Genomic DNA, 23,124 nt, shown 5'->3' on the forward strand with positions numbered 1-23,124 from the left:
TCCGCAATCGGAACATCGGGCTATCGCCGGCTGTTCTATGTGATTAAAGCAATTCATCTGATTCAAATTCTTACGACTTCAAAAATACAAAAATCCACTTGTTGAGCCAAGAAAATTACCACTTATTTTTATGATTTCTTGGTAGTTAAGAGCTTGGATAGTTCGGGATCATTAGCTATCCGTAGCAACTCTCGCTCCACGATTTCCCGCACCTCCGTCTTGACACGGTCATAGTTCGCCTTTATCTCCTGTTCCATCATATCCTCTCCATCTTCATTTGTAAAGTCAGTAAGAACAGGTATCGGACGATAGGCTGCCGTTTCCCTTGCCACCCTCGCATTGTCCACCACAATCTCACAGTGGAAAATCTTCTGTTCGATGCGTTCGGAGAAATTATCGGCAACCGCTCCTACAAACATACCTTGCGTGAGTGTGGAAATTTTGCTCTGAGGTATCAGGCTGTCCATCTGTGTGGAGATGGAAGTGGTCTTGTCGCTACGGGTGATGCTCATACTCTGCCGTTTCTGAAGCACCTTGCCAAACCTCTCCGAGAGCGTCTTTGCCGTCTCACCGACCACCTGTCCCGAAAAAATGTTCCCGACCGTGTTCATTACCACGGCAGCTTCCTTGTCTCCATAATCCCGCTTCAACTGGGAGAAGTCCTGAAAACCTAAACAAACCGCCACTTTGTTGCTTCGTGCGGTGGCAATCAGGTTGTCCAATCCCTTGAAATAGATGGTAGGCAACTCGTCTATCAGCACCGAACTTTTCAGCATTCCTTTCTTATTGATGAGTTTGACAATGCGCGAATTGTACAATCCCAATGCCGCCCCATAGATGTTCTGCCTGTCGGGATTGTTTCCCACACATAGGATTTTGGGAGCTTGGGGATTGTTGATGTCCAATGTAAAATCATCTCCCGTCATAATCCAATAGAGTTGCGGACTGATCATCCTTGACAGCGGTATCTTGGCAGAGGCTATCTGTCCTTGCAACTGGTCTGCCGCCCCTCCGAGCCAAGCGTCCATGAAAGGAGAAAGATAGTTCTCCAATTCAGGATAAGAGGTGAGTATCGGGAAAATATCCTCGTACTTGCGGCAGAGAAACTCAATGGCGTGCGGAAAGGTGCAGTACTTGCCACCTTCAAAGATGCGGAGATACCAGATGATGGCGGCAAAGAGGACGATGGGCGACTCCACGAAGAAATCCCCCTGCTTCTGCACCCACGTTTTGTTCAGGTTGAGCATAATCGTATAAGCCGATTCATAGGCATCCGATATGTCGCTCATGAAATCGGGGTGTATCGGATTGCAGCGGTGCGACCGTCTCGGGTCATCGAAGTTGATCACATAAAACTTCGGCTTGACCTTATAGCCATTTGAATGATGCAGCAGATGATTATACACAATCGTGGAGAGGTCGGGATACTTGAAATCATAACAGTATAACGCAAAGCCTTTCTCAATCTGCTGCTTGATGAAATTGTTGATGATGGCATAGGACTTGCCGCTGCCCGGTGTTCCCAAGACGGATACCGCACGGAAAGGATTGACCACGTTTATCCAACCCTTGTTCCACTTCTTACGATAATAGAAACGGGTCGGCAGATTGACCGAGTACTCGTTTTCCAATAGCCTTGTCTCCTGCATAAAGGATTCGTTTTCCTGATTGAAGACATCCTCCATCAGGTTGTTCTTCAAGAGCCGGCTCATATAGAGTCCCGCCATCAGCAGACAAACATACCCTACGGTTATCGTAAAAGTATAGAGAGCCGCATTCGCCTCTATGGGTAGTGGCAAGGCGAGTATCCACCAATTAAGGAAGAAAAAGACAAAGCCGATGCCCATGAATGCTCCTATTTTCGCCCAAGTGATGTGCTCCTCTTTCACGCCTTTCGTGCCCAGACAGGAAAGACCCATCAGTACCAGCGCAAAGAGTTTGGTATAAAGCATGTTGCCGAACAGCCCCGCCGTGCGATGGAAATTCATCAGTATCCTGTCCACCACACCGATGTTCAGTCCCCATAGTTTGATGGTTTCGTAACAATACCAATAGAGGTGGGCAACTACCAAAATAATACTTACGGCACGCAGAAAATCCATAATTTTCGCCAGTGCCCTCAAATCATCTTCTTGTTGTGACATAGTCTGTTGTTTTTAGAGTTTACGATGTTTTCTTTTCTTACGCTGCATTCTTCTTCTGAACTGCTCTTCCTCCCAATCCGTACCGTGAGCCTCCAACGGCAGGTCAAGCAGACCTCCCAATACGGAGTCTTCATCCGAGTTCGAGGTTTGGGAAAGACTACTTTTTTCACTCTGCTGTATAGAATCGGACAGTTCGGGGTGCGGACGGTCGAACCATTCTGCTACGGCATTCGCCGAAAGTTCCTTGCCCAATCGTGAGCCATTGACCACACATCCGTTATTGTGGTCTATGAAGGTGATGCCATAGAGCCTACCTTCTTCGTTTTCACGGAAGAGTACATCAATACCCTTGCGATGGAGATTATCCCTAAAATCCTCTCTTGTGGCTGAACGATTCATAGCCTGTTCCACGCCCCACTTGGTTTTAGGTGCAAGCTGTTTCTCTTTCAACTTTTCTTTGGCAGTCTTGAATCGGTTTTGCAGGGCTTCATATCCGACAGATTTCCCAAAGACCGAGGACTTGAATGGATTTCCAAACTTTTTGCCATTTTCATCCGTGACAAAATAGACCAGCCCGTTGTAAGGCTTTCCGTGTACTTCTCCCTTAACTTCCTCCACACATATATTATAGGTGGAAAGCAAGGTTCGGTATTCTTTGAAACTCGGACAATGGTAGAATTTGGCTGCCGGTTTGATGACCGAAACCAGTTGCTTTTTAAGGCTTCCCTCTTCGGGACGGACTTTCCGCAAGCGAAACGCTTCCTTGAATTGTTTCCTGTCGGCAGGGTGTAATCCATACTTTTGCTCCATCTCCCGTGTGATACGCTTGCTGGCGTAGAAGTTATTCCCATCGTTAATCTTCCGTCCCGTCTCATCCACTGCCAAGGTCACGATGTGTAGATGATGCCGGTCTATGTCCTCATGCTTATAGACCACGAAAGGCTGATTGCCATAACCCATCTTCTCAATATACTCCAATGCAATGACGGAGAACTGTTCATCGGAGAGCTTGTCATCGGGATGCGGGTTCAGGGAGATATGAATAATGGGCTTTTTCGTGCGAATTTGGCTTGGCATATATGCCATAAAGTCTTGCATGCAAGCAGTAATATCATGCCCACCATCGGCAGGACAGAACACCTTATTCGTCTCCAAGATCTTTGCTACACCTTCGTTTACCTTCTCTCCATTGTACGCCAATGCCCCATATAGTGAGCTTCCGTAACTTATTTTTGCGACCATTTCTCTTGAAATTCTCGGGTTAATTGCACAATTTCCCCTCCGATGACCGCCAATTCGAGTGTCATTTTCTCCAACTTGGCGAGCATCGCAAAGGCTTTCTTCTCCGTAAAATTGCTTTTCAAAGCGACTACAGTTTGATTATAATTCACTCCGACACTGCGAAATTGTCCGTACAAAGTCGTCAGTTTCTGATAATAATCGAGCAACGAGCGATCCACTTTTATCACCCGAAAGGTCTCGTTGAAAACTCTTGCCTTGATGAATGCCGATAAACTCTGAACACCTGCCACTTCCTTCATAGATAGGAATTGTGCAAATTCGGTAGGCGTGAAATTAACGGAAACACGCTTCTCCGTCTTCTCTTTGGAGCTTATACTCCTCATTTCCTTTTGTCTCATTTGTTTACTATGGATTTTAGTGTTTCACGACATCACCGGCATTTGAGGCATCGCATTCTTCTTATCAAGAAAAAACGACTTCGGAGTTTTTTCAGCTCTCTGCAAGAGCAAGGGTTTTATGCTGCAAAAACGAAGTCGTGCAGCATAAGACATACCTTGCTATTTGCACGGACGCAAATAAATCCGTCCCGAAGGACGGTGCGTTACCTTCTCGAAAAGAATATCTCCTAATGCCTTCAATGCACCGGCTCATCGCTTGGGTGCAAAGTTACTACCTATTGTGTATAAGTTAGTTACAAGCAACGAAGCCATAAACAACCAAATCGAAGCCACAAGTACGCACTTAGTAAAAAGGGGGCGAAAACAGCTTGAAAGACATCTATATTTGCCCCGTCAGACAGGTGTTCACCGGTAGGAGGGCATACCAACTTCCACAAGTCTAAACACCTGTTTGTAGCTACTTGAACAGGCAACCAAGGGTATGGCAATAGGAATGAGAATGGGCATAGGGCAGCAGCTCCGTATATACTTGCACAAGTGTACAATGGGAGACGTGCGGGAGGATGTATGCAAGTGTATCCCCCGTCATGTTTTCCGATACTTAGGCAAGGAGGGAAATCCCCCTCCAAGTAAGGCTCTATTCCCTTATCAAAGCCTCCGGCGGTATGCCCACATGGAAATCCATTTCCTTATGGCGGCAATTCCCCATCTGCCTTTTCAGAGGAGTAAAACAAGGTGTGCATACACCTTCCCATCCATATATGTAAAACCATTAAACAGAAAATGAAATGAAAAAGAAACCTGTTTTTATCGCCTTCTCCACTCAGAAGGGTGGTGTCGGCAAAACGACCTTCACGGTCTTGGCAGCAAGTTACCTGCACTATGTTTGCGGGTATAATCTGATTGTCGTGGATTGCGATTATCCGCAATTCAGCATCAATGCCATGCGTCAGCGTGATGCACAAGGCTTGGAACGCAACCCATCGCTGCAGGAATTGGCTGTCGCCCAGTTCTCCGGTGGGTCTAAGTCCACATACACCATTCTATGTTCAACGGCAGATACAGCCGTGGAAACAGTCAGGGAATATCTGGAAACGAATGAAGCGGATACGGATTTCGTCTTCTTTGACCTGCCCGGCACCATCAACAACGATGGTGTGGTGAACACGCTCTCCGGAATGGATTACATCTTTACGCCGATCTCCGCAGACCGTATCTCGTTGGAGAGTACCCTGAGTTTTGCCTCCGTCATCAAGACAGGCATCACCGACAATCCACAGACGGAGAATAAAGGGATATACCTTTTCTGGAACATGGTGGACGGCAGGGAGAAGACACCGCTCTATGCGCTGTACGAAACAGTGATTGCCGAATTGGGACTTCCTCTTTTGCCGACTGCTGTCCCCAATACGACACGCTATAAGAAAGAGGCGACAGATAATGGGGCGACACTGTTTCGTTCCACCATCTTTCCTCCTTCCCGCACCCTTTTGCGAGGCAGCAAATTGAAAGAACTTGTAGAAGATATTCTTAACATCATTAGAACAGAAGATTATGGCAGAGAAGAATAAAGGAAAGGTCGATCCCGTAGCCATTCGGGAATTGATTTCACAGGGTATCCCGATGAAAAAGAAAGAGAGTGAGATGGCTGCATCAGCCACAGTCGAGGAAAAGAAAAACGATATGACTGAAGTACCCCAAGAAACGGCGGAAGAATTCCATTCTCCCATTCGTACCCGTCGCAGGAATGTCGCCAAGGGAGACTATGTATCACTCTTCATGCACCGCAATGATTTGTTTGACCGAAAGGCTATCTACATCTCCAAAGAATTGCAGGATAAGCTGGCGGAGATTGTCCTCTTCATCAGGAAGCGGGAAATGACGCTGGGAATGTATGTCGAAAATATCCTCCTCAAACATTTAGAGGACTACAAGGAAGAAATCAACCGGTTAAGCGAACAGAATTTCAAGAAATTATTGTGACATGAAACAGACATTTTTCATTCTGCTGCTGGTCGGCTTAGCCTATCTCGGCAGCGTGCAGGTCGTGCGTTTCCTGTACGACCTCTATCGAAAAGCCAAGCGACTCTATCAAGACTTAAGACTCTTCTTTAAGGAACGGGGAAAAGACAAAGTCGTTGTTACTATACGTATTCCCAAGCGGGAGTTCGTACAAGAGGAGAATGTCCTGTTGGCCGAACTTCCCATAACACCCGAAGAGGAGGACGAGGAGAATAGCAAGCCTGTTCTATCTTCGGAACTTCTGGATATGGAGAGTGAAGAGGAGTACGTTCAGGTGGAGTTTGAGGGAGAAAGCCATTCTCTCTCAGAAAGTATCACTGCGAAAGAACTGCACCACATGGGAAGTGTCCTGTCCCGTAAGGAGGTTCCCATAGAGGAAGAGGTCAAAGCGGCAGAAACCATCTGTAAGTTGCACGATTCACCGATGCTCCAAGAGATAGAGAAAGTTGCCGGCGGACGTATCCATGAACTGCTGGAACGTGTCATGAATCAAGCTCACAAGGCGGTTCAGTCCGGGAACTTCGATTACAGCAAATTTATCAAGATATAGTATTCACCCATCAAAAGAAAAATCATGAGCAATCCGATTCACATCGCCATTGCATCCCCTTTGGGAGGTGTCGGCAAAACCACGCTTACCGTACTTGCGGCAAGTACCCTTCATTATCATTTAGGATACAGCGTTGCGGTAATAGACTGCAATTATCCGCTCTATACGACGGCTTACCTAAGGGGAAAAGAAACTGAGGGACAAAATAAGCAAGGATTTTCCGATAAGTGCCTCAAAAATATGATGCGGCAACCATTATGGCTTCAACCCTATCCAATTGTTTGTGTCCCCATAGCAAAAACATGGAAGGAAGCAGAGCGACTCAATACGGGAATTCGCCCCAAGTGTATCTTTTTCGACCTGCCGCCATTGATGCGAACCGAAGGTACGGTGGAGTTATTGACCCGTATGGATGCGGTCATCTTTCCCGTTACGGGTAATCCGATGGATGCCGATGCCGTCCGCCGCTTCATTGAGATTGTAGGCGAACAGGTATTAACCATGGGCAAGGGAAGCATCAAGGAACTCTGCCTGCTTCGTAACATGGTCGGCTCTTGGGAAAAAGAAGAAGTCCAAGAACGCTGTCGAACGCTTGCCGATGAGACGGGAGCTGTACTTATGCAGACCTCCTTGCCATATTCCAAACATTTCCGTCCATGCTTCGCTGACGGCAAGGCGGGTATCTGCACGCTCCGTTCTCCAAGAGGCGGAACATCAGGTCGGCTTGCCGATAGTTTGGGAAAAGAACTACTCGAAATCATCTCCCGCCTATGTTCCGAATAGTTTTTATAGCATTCCTGCTCTATCTCCTATATTTGCTTCTATTCTTTGGATACGAACGGAGAAAGAGAATGGCAAGACGAAAAGCCAAAAGGGAAGATCTCACAGAAGAGGTTTCCGAGGCTGAAATCATCGGTAAAAGTCGCTTTCAAATATGCCACTCGAAGCCACAAGTACGCAGTTATCCGGAAGTCGATTCTACGGGGAAAAAGAGTTCTACATTTGCCATGGAAAACGGAAACGAGCACTCCGGAGATACGGGAGGACTTCCTGAAATCGACGATGTTCCCCTCTGGTATGAAACGGATGGGGCAACGGCAGGAGAAGAGGAAGAGGTCGAAGTGGCAGTGCCGAACGCTGAAAAGGAGACATACGACGGAGGAATTGACTTTGCACGGGTGCAGGAAGCCTTGTCGGTCATACACCGAAACGCCTCTTCCATAGCGGAGCGACAAAGAGCCGGTGAGACATTGACCGAATTGGAAGGCACTCGTCTGATGGAAACACTCCGAAGCGACAAAGTTCGTTCTTCCACGATAGACGATATTGTCCGCAACCGTTTTGAAGAGCTTTATGTTCCCTCTGAGGGCAAGGGCAAATAGTAACAAACCCATTAAACAGTCAAAGACGATGAAAGAAAAAGAGTACGGCTGACATACGAGAGAAGCCACCACTGAAATCCGAAAGTAACAACAGTATTCACCCGTCGAGAGAACATATCCAATCCTCTCGGCACAAAACAAAGATTTATGACCAAAAGACATTTTCTTATCGCAGCCGTTCTGCTGCTTTCCGCCTATTCCGCCTTTGCCCAAGGCAACGGCTTGTCGGGCATCAACCAAGCCACCAACATGGTAACGTCCTATTTTGACCCTGCCACGAAACTCATCTACGCCATCGGTGCGGTCGTGGGACTTATCGGCGGGGTAAAGGGCTATTCAAAGTTCTCGTCAGGCGACCCGGACACTTCGAAAACCGCTGCAAGCTGGTTTGGAGCCTGTATCTTCCTTATTGTCGCAGCCACCATTTTAAGAAGTTTCTTCCTCTAAGCCTATGGAGACCTATCCCATCAACAAGGGGATCGGTCGTTCGGTAGAGTTTCAGGGACTCAAAAGCCAATACCTGTTCATCTTCGCAGGAGGGCTGCTCGCCCTCTTCGTGCTGTTTGTCATCCTCTACATGGCGGGTGTCAATCAATGGATTTGTATCGGATTCGGAGGTACTGCCGCAGCCATCTTGGTGTGGCAGACCTTCTCCCTGAACAGGAAGTATGGGGAACACGGCCTGATGAAGCGTTCCGCGCTGCACAGCCATCCCCGTTACCTCATCAACCGACGACGCATTCCCCGTCTGCTACGGTACAAGGAGCTGCCAAGACGAAAGAGAAGAGAACGTAAAAGAACAAACAAAGGAAAGGAGGACAAAGAATGAGAAACGTACTGAAAGCCACCACGCTGGAAAACCGCTTCCCGCTGCTTGCCGTCGAAGAGGGCTGCATCATCTCGAAGGACGCCGACATCACGGTCGCTTTCCGTGTGGACTTGCCCGAACTCTATACGGTGACGAGTGCGGAGTATGCCTCTATCCATTCTTCTTGGGTAAAGGCAATCAAGGTGTTGCCGACCTACAGCGTCGTACACAAGCAGGATTGGTTTGTCAAGGAGGGCTACCGTCCGGACTTGCAAAAGGAGGAGATGAGTTTCCTCTCCCGCAGTTTCGAGCGACACTTCAATGAGCGACCGTTCTTGAATCACGCCTGCTATCTGTTCCTGACCAAGACGACCAAGAACCGCAACCGGCAGCAAAGCAACTTCTCCACCCTCTGCCGAGGACATATCATCCCCAAGGAGGTACGGGACAAGGATACTGCCCGCAAGTTCCTCGAAGCGACCGAGCAATTCGAGCGGATTATGAACGAAAGCGGTTTTATTCGCCTCTCTCGCCTAACGGACGAGGAGATTATCGGGACGGCGGAGACACCGGGACTGATTGAGAAGTATTTCTCGCTGTCCCTCTCCGACACGACGGTTTTGGAGGACATCGACCTCAAAGCCGACCAAATGCGTATCGGTGATAAGCGACTCTGCCTGCATACCCTTTCCGATACGGAAGACCTGCCCGGGCTGGTAGGCACGGATATGCGCTATGAGCGTTTATCCACTGACCGCAGCGACTGCCGCCTTTCCTTTGCCGCACCCGTGGGACTGTTGCTGCCGTGCAGCCATATCTACAACCAGTATGTGCTCATTGACGACAGTGCGGAGAACCTGCAACGCTTTGAGAAGAATGCACGGAACATGTACTCGCTCTCCCGCTACAGCCGAAGCAACCAGATCAATAAGCAGTGGATAGACGAGTATCTGAATGAGGCGCACAGCTTTGGGCTTACCTCCGTCCGCTGCCACTGCAACGTGCTGGCATGGAGCGAGGACGGCGAGGAACTCCGATGTATCCGCAACGACGTGGGCAGCCAGCTTGCCTTGATGGAGTGCAAGCCACGGCACAACACCGTGGACGTGCCTACGCTCTTTTGGGCAGGCATCCCGGGCAATGAAGCCGACTTCCCCGCCGAAGAGAGTTTCTACACCTTCATCGAACAGGCGGTCTGCTTCTTCAACGAGGAGACCAACTACCAAGATTCGCTCTCACCGTTCGGCATCAAGATGGCAGACCGCAGCGGCAAGCCGATTCACCTTGACATCTCCGACCTGCCGATGAAGAAAGGCATCATCACGAACCGTAACAAGTTCATCTTGGGACCCTCGGGCAGCGGTAAGTCGTTTTTCACCAACCATCTCTTGAGGCAGTACTGGGAACAGAATACCCATATCGTCTTAGTGGACACGGGAAACAGCTATCAGGGGCTGTGCGAGATGATACGCCACAAGACGCAGGGTGAGGACGGGGTCTATTTCACCTACACGGACGAAAGCCCCATCAGCTTCAACCCGTTCTATACACCGGACAAGGTGTTCGACGTGGAGAAGCGCGAGAGCATCAAGACATTGCTGCTGACCCTTTGGAAGAAGGATAACGAACCTGCCACACGCTCGGAGGAGGTCGCCCTCTCCAATGCCGTGTCGCTCTTTATCGAACGTATCAAGACGGACGACGGCATCGTACCCTCATTCAACAGCTTTTATGAGTTTCTCACTACCGATTATGCGACTTTGCTCCATGATAAGAAGGTCAGGGAAAAGGATTTTGACTTGGCTAATTTTCTCAACGTGCTGGAGCCGTACTATAAGGGTGGAGAATACGACTATCTATTGAACTCGGACAAGCAGCTCGATCTCTTGAACGCCCGCTTTATCGTCTTCGAAATCGACGCGATAAAGGATCATCCCATCCTTTTCCCCATCACGACCATCATCATTATGGAACTCTTCATCAACAAGATGCGACGGCTGAAGGGAATACGGAAAGTCATCCTTATCGAGGAGGCTTGGAAGGCGATTGCGTCCGCAAATATGGCGGGATATATAAAATACCTCTACAAAACGGTAAGAAAATTCTTCGGCGAGGCGGTCGTGGTTACACAGGAGGTGGACGACATCATCCAGTCGCCCATTGTCAAGGAAAGTATCATCAACAATTCCGACTGCAAGATACTGCTTGACCAGCGCAAGTACATGAACAAGTTCGATCAGATACAGGAACTCTTGGGACTGACGGACAAGGAACGGGGGCAGATACTCTCCATCAACCAGAGCAACGATGCCACAAGGTTATACAAGGAGGTGTGGATTGGGCTGGGTGGCGTACAGTCCGCCGTCTATGCCACGGAAGTGTCGAAAGCCGAATACCTCACCTACACGACGGAAGAGACGGAGAAGATGCGTGTGCTTGCCAGAGCCGAGCAACTTGGCGGCAACATGGAGCTTGCCGTCAGGCAACTTGCCGAAGAGAATTAGACAACAATAACATTCACTAAAATCCAAAGTAAAATGAGAAAGAAAATTTTAATGCTTATGGCGTGCGGTTGTCTCATGGCAGGTAGCGCACACGCCCAGTGGGTGGTCACAGACCCCACCAACCTTGCACAGAGCATCATCAACACCACCAAGGAAATCGTGCAGACCTCCAAGACGGTCAAGAACACGCTCGACAACTTCAAGGAGGTGGAGAAGCTCTACAATGAGAGCAAGAAGTACTACGATGCCCTGAAAAAGGTGAACGACCTCGTTCGTGATGCCCAAAGGGTAAAGGAGACCATTCTGATGGTCGGGGAAATCTCCGACATCTATGTGAACAACTACAAGAAGATGCTCTCCGACCCGAACTTCCGACCGGAGGAACTGATAGCCATTGCCAACGGCTATACCAAACTGCTCGGAGAGAGCAACAACCTGCTCAAGGAACTGAAACAGGTGGTGAACATCACCACACTGAAGATGACCGACAAGGAGCGTATGGACGTGGTGGACCACTGCTACAAGGAGGTGAGGGACTACCGCAACCTCGTGCGCTACTACACCAACAAGAACATCTCCGTGAGTTACCTCAGAGCCAAGGCGAAGAAGGATGCGGACAGGGTACTTGACCTGTACGGGACGGACAACGAAAGATACTGGTAGCCATGGGAGCGGAATTTGACAATCTGCATCAGGTGCTCCGTTCGCTTTATACGGAGATGATGCCCATGTGCGGCGACATGATTGCCGTTGCAAAGGGAATTGCGGGCTTGGGTGCTCTCTTCTATGTGGCACTCAGGATATGGCAGACGCTTGCCCGTGCCGAGCCTATCGACGTCTATCCACTGCTCCGTCCGTTCGCTCTCGGTCTCTGCATTCTCTTTTTCCCGATGGTCTTGGACACCATCAACGGTGTGCTCAGTCCCGTCGTGCAGGGAACGCACAAGATGATGGAGACGCAAACCTTCAAGATGGACGAGTACCGCAAGATGCGGGACAAGATAGAGTATGAGTCAATGGTGCGTGACCCGGAGACCGCCTACTTGGTGAGCAACGAGGAGTTCGATAAAAAAATAGATGAACTCGGTCTTTCGCCTTCGGATATGGCAACGATGGCAGGGATGTATGTGGAACGCAGTATGTACAACTTCAAAAAATGGTTCCGTAATATGGTGCGGGAGTTTTTGGAACTGCTCTTCGCCGCTTCCGCCCTGCTCATCGACACGCTCAGGACTTTCTTCCTGATTGTCCTCTCCATCTTGGGACCGATAGCCTTCGCCATCTCCGTATGGGACGGTTTTCAGAGTACCCTCACGCAATGGATTACGAGGTATGTCTCCATCTATTTCTGGCTGCCCGTGGCGGACTTGTTCAGTTCGATGCTGGCAAAAATCCAGGAACTGATGCTCAAGCACGACATCACACAGTTACAGAACGACCCGACCTATTCCATAGATGCCTCGAACGGTGTGTATTTGGTCTTTATGATCATCGGTATCATCGGCTACTTTACCGTTCCCACCGTTGCCGGTTGGATTATCCAAGCGGGAGGTGCAGGGAACTATGGCAAGAACGTGGGACTTGCTGCTTCAAAGGGTGCAGGTATCGCAGGTGCCGTGGGTGGAGCCGTCGGCGGTTTCGCCGGAGGACACGCACGAAATGCGATGAACTATGCGGGTAGCAAGGGCAAGGAGATTGCCGGGAAGTTATTTCATCGGGGAGGAAACAAATCCTCCGAACCATCGGAACAAAATTAAAAAGCTATGGAATTTAAGTCATTAAAGAATATCGAAACGAGTTTCAGGCAGATACGCCTCTTTACCTTGGTCGTCATCTGCCTGTGTGCTACCCTTGCGGGCTATTCGGTATGGAGTGCCTACTCCTTTGCCGAAGCCCAGAGGCAGAAAATATATGTATTGGATGGCGGTAAGTCGCTGATGCTCGCCCTGTCGCAGGATCTGTCGCAGAATAGACCCGCGGAAGCCAAGGAGCATATCCGCCGCTTCCACGAACTGTTCTTCACGCTTTCACCAGACAAGAATGCGATTGAAAGCAATATCTCCCGTGCATTGCTCTTGGCGGACAAGAGTGCCTACAACTATTATCGGGATTTCTCAGAGAAGGGATATTACAACCGTATCATTGCGGGCAACATCAACCAAGTCGTGCAGGTGGACAGCGTGGTATGCAACTTCAACCGCTATCCGTATTCCGCAAGGACGTATGCCCGACAGTTGATTATCCGTGCCAGCAACGTCACGGAACGCAGCCTCGTTACGGAGTGCCGCCTGCTGAACACGAACCGAAGCGACGACAACCCGAACGGTTTTAACATCGAGGGATTTGAGATTTTGGAGAACAAGGACATCAGTACCCGTAAGCGATGAAAAAGAAAAGTCTGTTCCGAATGATGCAGGAGGGAGCGGAGGCAAGGCTCCGCCGCCTGTGCGGACGCATCCCCGCTCATTTGAGGCTGTATGTCGTCCTGACGATGCTTCTCTTTTTCGCCATACTTGCCAACTATGTTTTCTTCAACGGTTTGTACCGTATCTTCTCAGACGGAGACTCCGAGGAGGAAACGTTACCGGCAATCGAGCATATCGAAACCCCTGAAGTAAGGCGGCTCTATCCCAACGACAGTATCAACCTATTAAAGTATTACGATTATGTACCCATTCAAAAGAAAGACAGCCTCCAATACGAGCACCTCGCCTGAACTGACGGAGGAAGAAAAACAAAGGCGAAAGAAGTTTGTCATTTACCCGCTGATGTTCCTGCTTTTTGCAGGCTGTATGTGGCTCATCTTTGCCCCATCGAAGAAAGAGGAGGAGCAGGACAGCCAAGGTTTCAATACGGAAATGCCGGATCCGCAAGCCTCGGAACTCATCGGCGATAAGAAGAAAGCCTACGAAAAGGAGATGATGGAACAGAAGGAACAGGAACGAAGCCGTGCCATGCAAAGCCTCAGTTCCATGTTCGGGGAGATGACAGGAGGACAACCGGTGCAGAGTTCCGAAGAGTTGGCATTGAAGACGGATTTGTCGGAAAGAGATAACGGTTTCGGCTCTCGTACCACTGCTCCACAAGAGGGATTCCATGCTTCGGCTTCCGCTTACCAAGACATCAACCGCACGCTCGGCAGTTTCTATGAAGCACCAAGAGAAGACCCGGAAAAAGAGGAAATGCGTACCCGTTTGAAGGAGTTGGAAAGTCGTATGAGTGCCGAGCAGCAGTCGCCCGCTATAACCGTGAACGACCAGATGGCACTGCTCGAAAAATCCTATCAACTGGCAGCCAAGTATATGCCCGCAGGAGGTAATGGACAATCTGCTTCGGTGACACATACCTCGGGGAATGAGACGGCTTCCGAAAGGAAAGCGGTCTCTTCCGGTCGCAATGGAAAGGCAATGGCGTTTCCTGTCAGGCAGGTGAGCGGTCAAGTGGTGTCGGCTCTGGCACAGCCGATGAGCGACTCGACTTTCCGCTCCGAATATGTCAAGGAGAGGAACTATATGTTTCAAACGGCTATCGGGACAATCTCGCAGACGGAGAGAAACACCATATCAGCCTGTGTGTATAACAATCAGACGGTTATGGATGGGCAGACGGTGCGTTTCCGTCTCTTGGAGCCGATGTTGGTATCGGGCAGGGAGATTCCACGCAATGCCCTTGTCGTGGGAACGGCAAAGTTGCAGGGCGAACGACTCTCCATTGTCATTTCCTCATTGGAGTATCGGGGAAGCATCATTCCCGTGGAGCTGTCGGTCTATGACACGGACGGACAGGCAGGGATATTCATTCCCGGCTCGATGGAACGCAGTGCCGCCAAGGAAATCGTTGCGGGTATGGGGACATCCGTAGGCAGCAGCGTGAACATCTCCACTGATGCAAAAGCACAGCTTGCCTCCGACCTCGGCAAGGGGCTGATACAGGGAACAAGCCAATACTTTGCAAAGAAGATGCGTACCGTCAAGGTGCATCTGAAGGCAGGTTATAAGGTGCTACTCTATCAGCCAGAGAACAAGTAAATCACAATTATTATTCACCACTTTAATCCAAAGTAAAATGAAAAGAACAGTTTTAGCCATCGCCCTGATGCTGGGCGTAGTCTGTGCGAACGCACAGGAAACAACTTCAAGCGGAGACCTCTATGAGGGACTGACACGTAAAATCGCCTTTGAGCGCATGATACCGCCTCACGGGTTGGAAATCACCTACGATAAGACGGTGCACATCATCTTCCCCTCCGCCGTTCGCTATGTGGATTTGGGTTCGCCCAACCTCATTGCGGGTAAGGCGGACGGAGCGGAGAACGTCATCCGTGTGAAAGCGACGGTCAAGAACTTCCGGGAGGAGACGAATATGAGCGTCATCACGGAGGACGGTGCGTTTTACACCTTTAATGTCAAGTATGCCGACGAGCCGCTGCTCTTGAACGTGGAGATGACGGACTTTATTCATGACGGTGCGAGCGTAAACCGCCCAAACAATGCGATGGAGGTCTATCTGAAGGAACTTGGCAGCGAGAGTCCGATGCTGGTAAGGCTCATCATGAAGTCCATCCATAAGGAGAATAGGCGTACCGTCAAGCACATCGGCAGCAAGGCGTTTGGCATTCAATATTTGCTTCGAGGTCTGTACTCGCACAACGGGTTACTGTACTTCCACACCGAACTGCGCAACAAATCCAACGTTCCGTTCGACATCGACTTCATCACGTTCAAAATCGTGGATAAGAAGGTTGCCAAGCAGACCGCCATGCAGGAGCAGGTACTGCTTCCGCTGCGTGCCTACAACTATGTTACCTGTGTGGCGGGACAGAAGAGCGGTCGCACGGTGTTCACGCTTCAGAAGTTCACCATCCCCGATGACAAGCAGCTCATTGTGGAGATGCACGAGAAAAACGGTGGGCGACATCAGTCCTTCATCGTGGAGAACGAAGACCTTGTGCGTGCAGGGGAGATTGACGAACTCAGAGTGAAGTAATATGAGAAAGTCTCTATTTTCCATATTTATCGTGATGCTTGCCCTCTTTGCAGGGCAGGCACACGCCCAACGCTGTCTGCCCAAAATGAAGGGCATACGCCTGACCGCAGGCATGGCGGACGGCTTTTATGCCAAGTCTGCCAGCAACAACACAGGCTATATGTTCGGGGCTTCGCTTGCCACCTACACTAAAGGCGGACATCAATGGGTGCTTGGGGCGGAGTATCTCTGCAGATACCACCCTTATCGGGATAGCCGTATCCCTACGGAGCAGTTCACGGGCGAGGGAGGTTTCTTCTGTAATATGCTGTCCGACGGGAGCAAGACCTTCTTCCTCTCCGCAGGCGTTTCTGCCTTGGCGGGATATGAGACGGTCAATGGTGGAAAGAAACTGCTCTTTGACGGCTCGACGCTACGAAATAAGGACGGCTTTCTTTATGGTGGTGCCGTTACCTTGCAGGCGGAGACTTATCTGACGGACAGATTGGTGTTATTGTTCTATGGCAGGGAGTGTTGTCTGTGGGGTGGCTCTACGGAGCGTTTCCATGCCCAGTACGGTGTCGGACTGAAAATCATGCTGGACTGATGGACGTGCGACAAATGAGAAAAATCCCCATTGCGGACTTCCTGAACGCAATGGGGATTCAGCCAAAAAAGCAGAAAGGTGGCATTCTCTGGTACAATGCTCCTTACCGCACGGAACGGACACCCTCGTTCAAGGTCGATACGAATAAAAATGTATGGTTCGACTTTGGAATCGGCAAAGGGGGCGACATTTTCGACTTAGCAGGAGAGTTTATCGGAAGCGGTGACTTCCTCCTGCGGGCGGCTTTCATTGCAAAGAGTGGAACGTGTCCGCCACTTGCTTTGGAACAACCGCAAAGAAGCGAAAGGAAAGGACTTGTCTTCGAGGATATTTGGGTGCGACCATTGCAGAATCCCAGACTGCTGGGTTATCTGGAAGAACGGGGAATCAATGCCCACGTTGCCATACCCAACTGCGAGGAGGTTCGATACCGGGTGCATGGCAAACGGTACTATGCCATCGGCTTTCGTAATGAGGCAGGAGGAATGGAATTGCGTAATCGCTTCTTCAAGGGCTGCATCCCTCCGAAGGATATTTCACTGAAGCGTAACGGTTCGGACGTGTGTGCCGTATTCGAGGGCTTTATGGATTACCTCTCCGCTATGCAAATGGGCATCATCGCTTCGGACTGGCTTGTGCTTAATTCCGTCTCCAACGTGGAAAAAGCGGAGAAAGCCTTGCAGGGCTATGAAAGGATAGAATGCTTCCTCGACAATGACGAGGCAGGGAGAAGGACTTTTCAGAGATTGCATGGCTGTTTCGGGGAGAAGGTCATCGACCGTTCTGCCCTATATGCCAAACATAAGGATTTGAATGACTACCTGCTGTCTCAAAGGCGGGTGTGAGTGTATAATATAAAATGTAACAAACAATGAAGAAGAAAATATTGAATACAATTTGGGTAATGGGGGTACTCTCCATTGCTGTGTTTTGTTTATCTGCTTGTAATCACGAGCTGGATATTCAGCAGGCGTATCCGTTCACGGTAGAGACAATGCCGGTGCAGAAGCATATCGCCAAGGGACAGACGGCGGAAATACGCTGCACGCTCAAACGGCAGGGGCGATTTGAAGATGCACGCTATACCATCCGTTATTTCCAACCCGATGGTAGGGGGAGATTGAAGATGGATAACGGTATGGTCTTCAAGCCCAAAGACCGTTATCCGCTCACGAAAGAAGAGTTCAGGCTATACTATACTTCCGCATCCACAGACCAACAGACAATAGATGTGTATGTGGAGGACAACTTCGGGCAGACGGCAAAGCTCTCGTTTGAGTTCAACAGTCAGAAGAACGAGGAAAAGGAGAAGAAGGATGAGGATAGGAAGTAAACTTGTCGTCTTGTGCCTTGTCTGCCTTTCCTGCTTACGGCTTTCGGCTCAGGACAGAAGAAATGTACTTCTCTCGTTGCCGCCCTTTGAGCGTGCCGTTGTCTGCATCAAGCATTTTGAGGGCTTACACGGGTTCAAAGATGCTCCCTATGTCGGATACGGGCATCAGCTCTTGCCGGGCGAACATTTCACGGCAGCGATGACGGAACGGCAGGCGGACTCGCTGCTCCGGTCAGACCTGATGAAGCGTCTGATGATGTTCAAGGACTACGGCAAGGATGCTTTGTTGCTTGCCGTTCTGTCCTACAATGTTGGAGCGGGTAGGTTGCTGGGATACGGGAAGTATCCCAAGAGCCGACTGCTACGAAAGATAGAGTCGGGCGACAGGGATTTCTACCGTGAATTTGTCTCTTTTTGCCAATACAAAGGCAAAGTTCTGCGAGGACTTGTCAAACGGCGAAAGGTGGAGTTTGCCCTGTTTTATATACCTTGATTATCAAATACGCCTCTTGCGACATTTTTATGTTCTGCAAGGGGCGTTTTTTCGCCGTTTTATTCGCCTTTCTCGTTATGAATGAGTACCTTTGCGAAAGGTAATATTAATATAGAAAAATCATGAACAGAGGATCGGAATGGAGAATTTGGGACTTGCATGTCCATACTCCTTTTTCTTTGGAGCATAATTATAAGTGCTCTCCTGATGAAGATATATGGGAGAAGTATATAGATGCTTTAGAGCATCTTCCCGATGATATAAAAGTTCTTGGTATCAATGACTATCTTTTTATTGATGGTTATCGTAAAATTCTTGATTATAAAGAACAAGGTAGGCTGCAAAATATAGAGTTGATACTACCTGTTGTCGAGTTTAGGTTATCAAAGTTCTGTGGAAATAAGAAGTTTAAAAGAATAAACTACCATGTCATTTTTTCTAATGAACTAACCCCTGATCAAATTCAGCAGCAATTCTTGAATGCTCTCACTGCGCATTATACATTAAGTCCAGACTGTACTCAACAGTGGGGTGGAGTTATTTCAATAGAAAGTATTCAAGATTTAGGAGAACGGATTATAGCCTCTGTACCAGAAAATGAACACCAACACTATGGAAGTCCATTAAGAGAAGGATTTAATAATCTCAATCTTGAGACGTCTGTCATTAAAAATGCTTTATCAAATGCCAATCAGATATTTGAGGGCAAATTCATGACAGCTATTGGTAAAACAGAATGGGAAGATTTCAAATGGAACGATAATTCTATAGCAGAAAAAAAGAGTATCATTAATGATGTTGATATAGTATTTACCGCAGCCGAGGATATCGAAGCATACAATAAATCAAAAGAAAAACTACATGAACAAGGTGTAAATGATTTGCTATTAGATTGTAGTGATGCCCATTCTTTTGCAGACCAGATTGAGCTAAAGGATAGATTGGGAAATTGTAAAACTTGGATTAAGGCTGATACTACATTCGAAGGACTAAAACAGATTCTGTTTGAACCAGAGGATAGAGTGAAGATTCAAATAACCAAACCTGACGAGAAGAATATTTATCAGGTAATTGATAGTATAACATTAAAAGAGGATGATTTTTGGGATGGGAAAATTTTTCTCAATCCTAACTTAAATACTATCATAGGAGGACGTTCTACAGGGAAATCATCATTACTTAAAGCAATAGCTGCTAAGCATGGAAATAAAGAAGTTGGAGAAGGTGATTTTATTAGACAACATCTTGATGGGGTTTCTATCAGATGGCAGGATGGAAATAATCAACTCGGTCGTGAAATAGAATATTTCCGACAAAGTTACATGCACGAGATTGCTTTTGACTCAGAAAAGACGAATAAAATAGTAGAAGACATAATAAAGAGCAAAGATGAAAATAGAATTTTAGAGAATTATTATACTCATCTTACAGATGTTTCTAAAAGTGTAACGGATGGAGTTTTCTATGTTTTTCAACTGCAAAAAGAGATTGATTCTCTAAAAAAGAGTTTATCAGAAAAAGGTAATAGGGATGGTGTTCAACAACAATTGCAACTATTGAAAACAAAAGCATCTACTCTGCAAAAAGATGGAGCATTAACACAAGAAGAAAGAGTTTCATTTGATGCTTATGTATATCAAATTCAAGAAAAGAAGAAACTTATTGCTGCGGCAGATAACGACCTTGAGTTGTTGAATAGATTAAAAAATCTCACTCCATTCGATTCTTCCTTTGAGAAAAAATGGGATTTTGATAAATTATCTTTTGGGTTGAATCAGTATGAAGTAGATCGTCTGTTTAATGGTTTGAAAGTAAGAACTGAAATGGAATGGACAGAGATCGTCCAAAAAATCATAGAAGATACCTCTAAAGCAAAAGACCAAATAGCCACGGAGATACAAACAATAATAGCTTCTGATATCTACAAAAAAGGATTACGGATATTTGAGGACAATAAGGAATTAAAAGATATTAATAGCAAAATACAAGAAGAAGAAAGAAAGCTTACTGCAATTGATGAGATACAGAAAAAGCTTGAGCAAGCAAGGCTACAACGAGAAGAATCAATCCGTAAAGTCATTGACAATCATTGCTCTTATAAAATAAGCGCAAATGATATTTGTAATAACTTAGCCATCACTTATGATAAACTTGATATTCGTGTAAAACTCACTTTTCACAAGCAAGAAATGCGAGTCTTTTTGGAGACCAGACTAAATCAAAGAGGTTATGAACGTCAAGAATATCTACAAGAATTGCTAAATAAATATGATGAAGATAACAAAGCAATTAGTTTGGACTTCTTTAAGAATCTTCTTTCAGAGAAAGTGCTTCTGAAGAATGGATATGAAGCATTAAATGTTGTAACAGAATTTCTTACCCACAGTTGGTATAGCCTTGATTATAGCTTGACTTATCAAGGGGATAATTTTGTTAATATGTCAGAGGGAAAACAAGCTTTTGTTATCCTGAAACTACTTTTGGATTTTAGTGATAAGAAATGCCCAATACTCATAGACCAACCAGAGGATAGTCTTGATAATCGCGCGATTTATCATGAATTAGTAGCATACATCAAACGGAAAAAGAAAGAGCGACAAATAATATTGGTGACGCACAATTCCAATGTTGTGGTAAGTGCAGACGCAGAAAATGTAATTGTAGCTAATCAAGAAGGTGCGGATACGCCCAACTTAGGAGGTTTGAAATTTCAATATATCAACGGATCTTTGGAAGACACCAAGCAAAGAGACGAAAATGCTGAGTATATATTATCTTCACAAGGTATCCGTGAACACATATGTGATATTTTGGAAGGAGGGCGTGTTGCTTTTGAGAAACGTGAACAAAAATACGGCTTTAGAAGATAGAACAATATTTGGATGGGCTTTTTGTTACTTTTGAGCCGTCTCAACTCACTGTCAAAAGTAACGAGGTGTTTTTTATTGGGGTTTCTTTGCTCCTTTCTTTATCTGCTTAGGCTCACGAAAGAAAGGAGCGATTGGCAAATCTGCCGACCGCATTACTTCATCTGTTCTTCTTGAATGGTTATCCGTCCCGTCCTGACTTCAGGGTGGGTGGAGAAAGCCCAATTCACCTCTTCATCGGGTAAGGTGCTGTGAATATTCCCACCCATTACCAATCCGCAATTCTGAATGACCTTTTGCTGTGCGTCCTCCCTGCTTTCGGCAACAACCTCAAACACTCCCTCGAAAATGTACTGCGTCCGTACTCTATAAACTTTCTTCTTCATATTCTCAAAACTCAACTTTTAATAATCTGTGTTCCATCGGCTCACCATTCGATAACCTGCGGTGGGTAAGCCAAAAATGATGTGTGCCATAACCATAGGCAAAGAACTTGTCAAGTTCCGTTTCTTCGGCTATCCGCTTGACGGCAGCTCTCAGTTCCTCTTCATTGACGGATAAAGTAATGGCATTGATTACCCTTATAAGGATATGGGGTATCTCGTCCGCCCAATTACATACGATGCTTTCAATTTCTGCTTTCATATCTGTGATATTTTGGTGATTGTTGCTTATGCTGTCGCTCTCATTCTCTGTCTTATCAATTTGCGGTTGGCATTCACGAGGCTTACGATTTGGTCGTGGTACTCTGTGTTTTGATTACAAACGCCACGACTTTGCACAACTTTGAGCGTGTCCAAATTAACCTCAATCGTTTCTATCCGTTTGCCCTCAATGGTTGCCGAAAGGATAAGCGAGTTTTCTTTGAGATAGTAGGCACTATCAAATACGCAATGGTGCATTGCCACCCCCTCCTCCAAATGTTCCTGCACACTCTCCAATACGTGGACTTGGATTGTGCCGTTTGTGAAGCAAAGACCGAAGAACTTGGATTTGAGTTCTTGAAAACGCTCCTCGTCCTCCATCGCCTTCCTGCGTTTCCTCTCTATTTCCTCCTTTTCTCTCTGTTTGCGAAGCTCGTTTTGCCTGCGGTCGTGTTCCCGATATAGGTCGGTGGGGCAAACATACTTCGGGCTGTGTGTGTCCTTGCCCAACCTGCGGAGCATATCCACATAGTCACACCATATAGAAATGTCCTCTATGTCATAGCCGTTTCGAGTGGCAACCTTATAGGACTGCCAACAAGTGTCAAATGTCCTTGAATTGTAGAGGAAGTATTTCAAATGCTCGGCTCTGCCTGCTTTCAGCAAGGTTTCCGCCCGACTGTCGGATAATATAGCGGGGATAAGGATTGTCGGGGCAATGCCGTGAAAATCGTCCTCAAATCCATTCCTGCGGAGTGTGTCCATAACCTTGAATTTGGGATATATCGGTGAGTACGATATATGACGGTAGGCTTCGTTATCGTTGCGTACTGCCATTGGCGAACAGAAAGAAAAGGTGTCAATGTATCTGCCTAATGTTCGTTGAACGGCTATCACTGATTGCCGTCCTTGTGCGTTCCACCAATATTGACCAATTTCAAGGGTATATGATGAAGCCTTGCAACCTTTCTCCATTTCCACAGAAAGAAGAAACATTCTTAGTACTTGGTACTCTCCGCAAGCGGTAAGTATCGTAAAGTATTGCTTCTGCCTAATCTTGCGTTCAAAGGTTTCCTTGACCTGCAACCTTGCCCCGCAATGGGGGCAGGTGCAAGTGTCCGTTGGCTTTTCCATTGTCCAACTATGCCCACAATCCATACACGTT

At 47.4% G+C, this 23,124-nt stretch carries 25 protein-coding genes; 19 read left to right on the plus strand and 6 right to left on the minus strand.

Translation table 11 applies throughout. The annotated features are described in order from the left end of the window. Nucleotides 1-128: 128 nt before the first annotated feature. The 3 genes from mobC to mobA are packed head-to-tail and all read right to left on the minus strand — an operon-like array spanning nucleotide 129 to nucleotide 3,784. On the minus strand, nucleotides 129-2,144 hold the full coding sequence (gene mobC, locus HMPREF3034_RS09375) for a conjugal transfer protein MobC (protein WP_023058402.1): 2,016 nt from the start codon (nucleotides 2,142-2,144) through the stop codon (nucleotides 129-131). Nucleotides 2,145-2,156: 12 nt separating this feature from the next. Then, entirely contained in the window at nucleotides 2,157-3,386 is a 1,230-nt protein-coding gene (gene mobB / locus HMPREF3034_RS09380) for a conjugal transfer protein MobB (protein ID WP_023058425.1), read from the minus strand. Next, nucleotides 3,371-3,784 (minus strand): conjugal transfer protein MobA, encoded by a 414-nt coding sequence (gene mobA, locus HMPREF3034_RS09385; protein WP_036873522.1) that lies wholly within the window; start codon nucleotides 3,782-3,784, stop codon nucleotides 3,371-3,373. Before mobA ends, mobB begins: the two co-directional genes overlap by 16 nt. Before the next feature lie 788 nt (nucleotides 3,785-4,572). On the opposite strand from mobA, the gene HMPREF3034_RS09395 reads away from it, so the two are divergent. The 19 genes from HMPREF3034_RS09395 (at nucleotide 4,573) to HMPREF3034_RS09485 (ending at nucleotide 21,318) form a co-directional block, all read left to right on the plus strand. After that, nucleotides 4,573-5,355 carry a ParA family protein gene (locus HMPREF3034_RS09395; RefSeq protein WP_023058466.1) on the plus strand — a complete coding sequence of 261 codons (783 nt, stop codon included), beginning with the start codon at nucleotides 4,573-4,575 and terminating at the stop codon, nucleotides 5,353-5,355. Continuing rightward, the gene (locus tag HMPREF3034_RS09400) at nucleotides 5,339-5,767 is read left to right on the plus strand and encodes a DUF3408 domain-containing protein (RefSeq protein WP_004365107.1); all 429 of its coding nucleotides are present in this window, start codon (nucleotides 5,339-5,341) and stop codon (nucleotides 5,765-5,767) included. The genes HMPREF3034_RS09395 and HMPREF3034_RS09400 overlap by 17 nt, the downstream gene beginning before the upstream one ends. Before the next feature lies 1 nt (nucleotide 5,768). After that, entirely contained in the window at nucleotides 5,769-6,356 is a 588-nt protein-coding gene (locus HMPREF3034_RS09405) for a hypothetical protein (RefSeq protein WP_023058486.1), read from the plus strand. Nucleotides 6,357-6,380: 24 nt separating this feature from the next. Then, a complete protein-coding gene (locus HMPREF3034_RS09410) occupies nucleotides 6,381-7,139 on the plus strand; it encodes a ParA family protein (protein WP_023058465.1) in 759 nt (252 codons plus the stop codon). Then, the gene (locus tag HMPREF3034_RS09415; protein WP_036878918.1) at nucleotides 7,127-7,738 is read left to right on the plus strand and encodes a hypothetical protein; all 612 of its coding nucleotides are present in this window, start codon (nucleotides 7,127-7,129) and stop codon (nucleotides 7,736-7,738) included. The genes HMPREF3034_RS09410 and HMPREF3034_RS09415 overlap by 13 nt, the downstream gene beginning before the upstream one ends. Nucleotides 7,739-7,885: 147 nt before the next feature. Beyond that, nucleotides 7,886-8,185: a DUF4134 domain-containing protein gene (locus HMPREF3034_RS09420; protein ID WP_062435084.1), complete on the plus strand. Its 300-nt coding sequence runs from the start codon at nucleotides 7,886-7,888 to the stop codon at nucleotides 8,183-8,185. A gap of 4 nt (nucleotides 8,186-8,189) precedes the next feature. Next, nucleotides 8,190-8,567 carry a DUF4133 domain-containing protein gene (locus tag HMPREF3034_RS09425; protein WP_023058419.1) on the plus strand — a complete coding sequence of 126 codons (378 nt, stop codon included), beginning with the start codon at nucleotides 8,190-8,192 and terminating at the stop codon, nucleotides 8,565-8,567. Further along, entirely contained in the window at nucleotides 8,564-11,050 is a 2,487-nt protein-coding gene (locus tag HMPREF3034_RS09430; protein ID WP_023058394.1) for a TraG family conjugative transposon ATPase, read from the plus strand. The genes HMPREF3034_RS09425 and HMPREF3034_RS09430 overlap by 4 nt, the downstream gene beginning before the upstream one ends. A gap of 33 nt (nucleotides 11,051-11,083) precedes the next feature. Then, nucleotides 11,084-11,713 carry a DUF4141 domain-containing protein gene (locus HMPREF3034_RS09435; RefSeq protein ID WP_023058438.1) on the plus strand — a complete coding sequence of 210 codons (630 nt, stop codon included), beginning with the start codon at nucleotides 11,084-11,086 and terminating at the stop codon, nucleotides 11,711-11,713. A gap of 2 nt (nucleotides 11,714-11,715) precedes the next feature. Then, the gene (traJ, locus tag HMPREF3034_RS09440; RefSeq protein WP_036883445.1) at nucleotides 11,716-12,807 is read left to right on the plus strand and encodes a conjugative transposon protein TraJ; all 1,092 of its coding nucleotides are present in this window, start codon (nucleotides 11,716-11,718) and stop codon (nucleotides 12,805-12,807) included. A gap of 6 nt (nucleotides 12,808-12,813) precedes the next feature. Next, on the plus strand, nucleotides 12,814-13,437 hold the full coding sequence (traK, locus tag HMPREF3034_RS09445) for a conjugative transposon protein TraK (RefSeq protein ID WP_023058480.1): 624 nt from the start codon (nucleotides 12,814-12,816) through the stop codon (nucleotides 13,435-13,437). After that, the gene (locus HMPREF3034_RS09450) at nucleotides 13,434-13,766 is read left to right on the plus strand and encodes a TraL conjugative transposon family protein (RefSeq protein ID WP_023058404.1); all 333 of its coding nucleotides are present in this window, start codon (nucleotides 13,434-13,436) and stop codon (nucleotides 13,764-13,766) included. The genes traK and HMPREF3034_RS09450 overlap by 4 nt, the downstream gene beginning before the upstream one ends. Further along, complete coding sequence (traM, locus tag HMPREF3034_RS09455) at nucleotides 13,717-15,078, plus strand: conjugative transposon protein TraM (RefSeq protein WP_023058449.1); 1,362 nt, start codon at nucleotides 13,717-13,719, stop codon at nucleotides 15,076-15,078. Before HMPREF3034_RS09450 ends, traM begins: the two co-directional genes overlap by 50 nt. Nucleotides 15,079-15,115: 37 nt before the next feature. Then, nucleotides 15,116-16,036, plus strand: a complete 921-nt coding sequence (gene traN, locus HMPREF3034_RS09460; protein WP_023058477.1) for a conjugative transposon protein TraN — start codon at nucleotides 15,116-15,118, stop codon at nucleotides 16,034-16,036. A 1-nt stretch (nucleotide 16,037) separates the two neighbouring features. Further along, on the plus strand, nucleotides 16,038-16,622 hold the full coding sequence (locus tag HMPREF3034_RS09465; RefSeq protein WP_023058442.1) for a conjugal transfer protein TraO: 585 nt from the start codon (nucleotides 16,038-16,040) through the stop codon (nucleotides 16,620-16,622). Further along, nucleotides 16,622-17,467, plus strand: a complete 846-nt coding sequence (locus tag HMPREF3034_RS09470; protein ID WP_023058448.1) for a toprim domain-containing protein — start codon at nucleotides 16,622-16,624, stop codon at nucleotides 17,465-17,467. Before HMPREF3034_RS09465 ends, HMPREF3034_RS09470 begins: the two co-directional genes overlap by 1 nt. 26 nt (nucleotides 17,468-17,493) lie before the next feature. Further along, nucleotides 17,494-17,955, plus strand: a complete 462-nt coding sequence (locus tag HMPREF3034_RS09475; RefSeq protein WP_023058421.1) for a DUF3872 domain-containing protein — start codon at nucleotides 17,494-17,496, stop codon at nucleotides 17,953-17,955. Further along, the gene (locus HMPREF3034_RS09480; protein ID WP_036873509.1) at nucleotides 17,939-18,448 is read left to right on the plus strand and encodes a lysozyme; all 510 of its coding nucleotides are present in this window, start codon (nucleotides 17,939-17,941) and stop codon (nucleotides 18,446-18,448) included. The genes HMPREF3034_RS09475 and HMPREF3034_RS09480 overlap by 17 nt, the downstream gene beginning before the upstream one ends. Nucleotides 18,449-18,570: 122 nt before the next feature. Beyond that, nucleotides 18,571-21,318 carry a TrlF family AAA-like ATPase gene (locus HMPREF3034_RS09485; RefSeq protein ID WP_023058433.1) on the plus strand — a complete coding sequence of 916 codons (2,748 nt, stop codon included), beginning with the start codon at nucleotides 18,571-18,573 and terminating at the stop codon, nucleotides 21,316-21,318. Nucleotides 21,319-21,470: 152 nt separating this feature from the next. Here HMPREF3034_RS09485 and HMPREF3034_RS09490 read toward each other — a convergent pair whose 3' ends face one another. From HMPREF3034_RS09490 to HMPREF3034_RS09500, 3 genes are all read right to left on the minus strand, one after another. Further along, nucleotides 21,471-21,701: a hypothetical protein gene (locus HMPREF3034_RS09490; protein WP_023058463.1), complete on the minus strand. Its 231-nt coding sequence runs from the start codon at nucleotides 21,699-21,701 to the stop codon at nucleotides 21,471-21,473. 4 nt (nucleotides 21,702-21,705) lie between these two features. After that, nucleotides 21,706-21,960, minus strand: a complete 255-nt coding sequence (locus tag HMPREF3034_RS09495) for a hypothetical protein (RefSeq protein ID WP_023058484.1) — start codon at nucleotides 21,958-21,960, stop codon at nucleotides 21,706-21,708. 26 nt (nucleotides 21,961-21,986) lie between these two features. Beyond that, on the minus strand, nucleotides 21,987-23,124 hold a 1,138-nt coding region (locus HMPREF3034_RS09500; RefSeq protein WP_062435093.1), incomplete at its 5' end, for a PcfJ domain-containing protein.

Source organism: Prevotella sp. DNF00663 (genome assembly GCF_001553265.1).
Taxonomy (GTDB): Bacteria; Bacteroidota; Bacteroidia; order Bacteroidales; family Bacteroidaceae; genus Prevotella.